Annotated in this window: 1 protein-coding gene; it reads left to right on the top strand. The window is 66.5% G+C overall.

Annotated elements, in window-relative coordinates:
* The coding region (locus ACYVMZ_RS39300) for a non-ribosomal peptide synthetase (RefSeq protein WP_461088106.1) at positions 1-1261 on the top strand (1261 nt) is incomplete at both ends.

Here is a 1261-nt window from a genome sequence, read left to right as displayed (position 1 = left end):
CGGACTTGTTCGCGGCGCAGGTGGTGCGGTCTCCGGATGCGGTGGCGTTGGTTGGTGGTGGTGTGGAGTTGTCGTATGCGCGGGTGGAGGTGTGGGCGAATCGTTTGGCGCGGAAGTTGATCGCGCGGGGGGTGGGGCCGGAGTCGGTGGTGGCTTTGGTGTTGGGGCGGTCGCCTGAGTTGGTGGTGGCGGTGTTGGCGGTGTTGAAGGCGGGTGGTGCGTATCTGGCGGTTGATCCGGAGCAGCCGGCGGAGCGGGTTCGGTTTGTGGTGGAGGATGCGGGGCCGGTGTTGGTGGTGGATTCGGCTGAGTTCGTGGTGGATGTGGAGGGGTTTGATGGGGGTGCGGTTTCTGATGTGGATCGTCTGGGTGTGTTGTTGCCGGGGCATCCGGCGTATGTGATCTACACGTCGGGGTCGACGGGGCGGCCGAAGGGTGTGGTGGTGTCGCATGAGGCGTGTGTGAATCTGCTGGACAGTCATGAGCGGTATGGGGTGGGGGTGGGGAGTCGGGTGGCGCAGTTCGCGTCGGTGGGGTTTGACGCGTTTTGTGAGGAGTGGTTGGTGGCGTTGTTGCGGGGGGCGGCGTTGGTGGTGGTGCCGGGGGAGCGTCGGTTGGGGGATGAGTTTGTGCGGTTCTTGGTGGAGGAGGGGGTGACGCATGCGACGTTGCCGCCGGTGGTGGCGGCGTTGATTCCGGAGGGTGTGCTGGATGCGGGGTTTGTGCTGGATGTGGGGGGTGAGGTGTGTCCGGCTGATCTGGTGGAGCGGTGGGTGGCGGGTGGGCGGACGTTGTTCAACAGTTATGGGCCTAGTGAGGCGACTGTGAATGTGACGGTGTGGCGGGCGGGTGCGGGTGGGTTGGGGTCGGGGGTGCCGATCGGGCGTCCGGTGGCGAATATGCGGGTGTATGTGCTGGATGAGGGGTTGGGTCCGGTGCCGGTGGGTGTGACGGGTGAGTTGTATGTGGCGGGGGTTCAGGTGGGGCGTGGGTATGTGGGGCGTGCGGGGTTGACGGCGGAGCGGTTTGTGGCGTGTCCGTTCCAGCCGGGGCAGCGGATGTATCGGACCGGGGACCGGGTGCGGTGGAACGCCGAGGGTGAGTTGGTGTTCGCGGGGCGTGCGGATGATCAGGTGAAGATCCGTGGGTTCCGGATCGAGCCGGGTGAGGTGGAGGTCGTGCTGGCGGGGCATCCGGCGGTGGCCCAGGCGGCGGTCGTCGTACGGGAGGACATCCCCGGCGACAAACGACTCACCGGCTA

The sequence above is a fragment of the Streptomyces deserti genome, assembly GCF_054782695.1.
The sequence above is the reverse complement of the archived record's forward strand: the minus strand, read 5'-3'. Positions and strand labels throughout refer to the sequence as shown.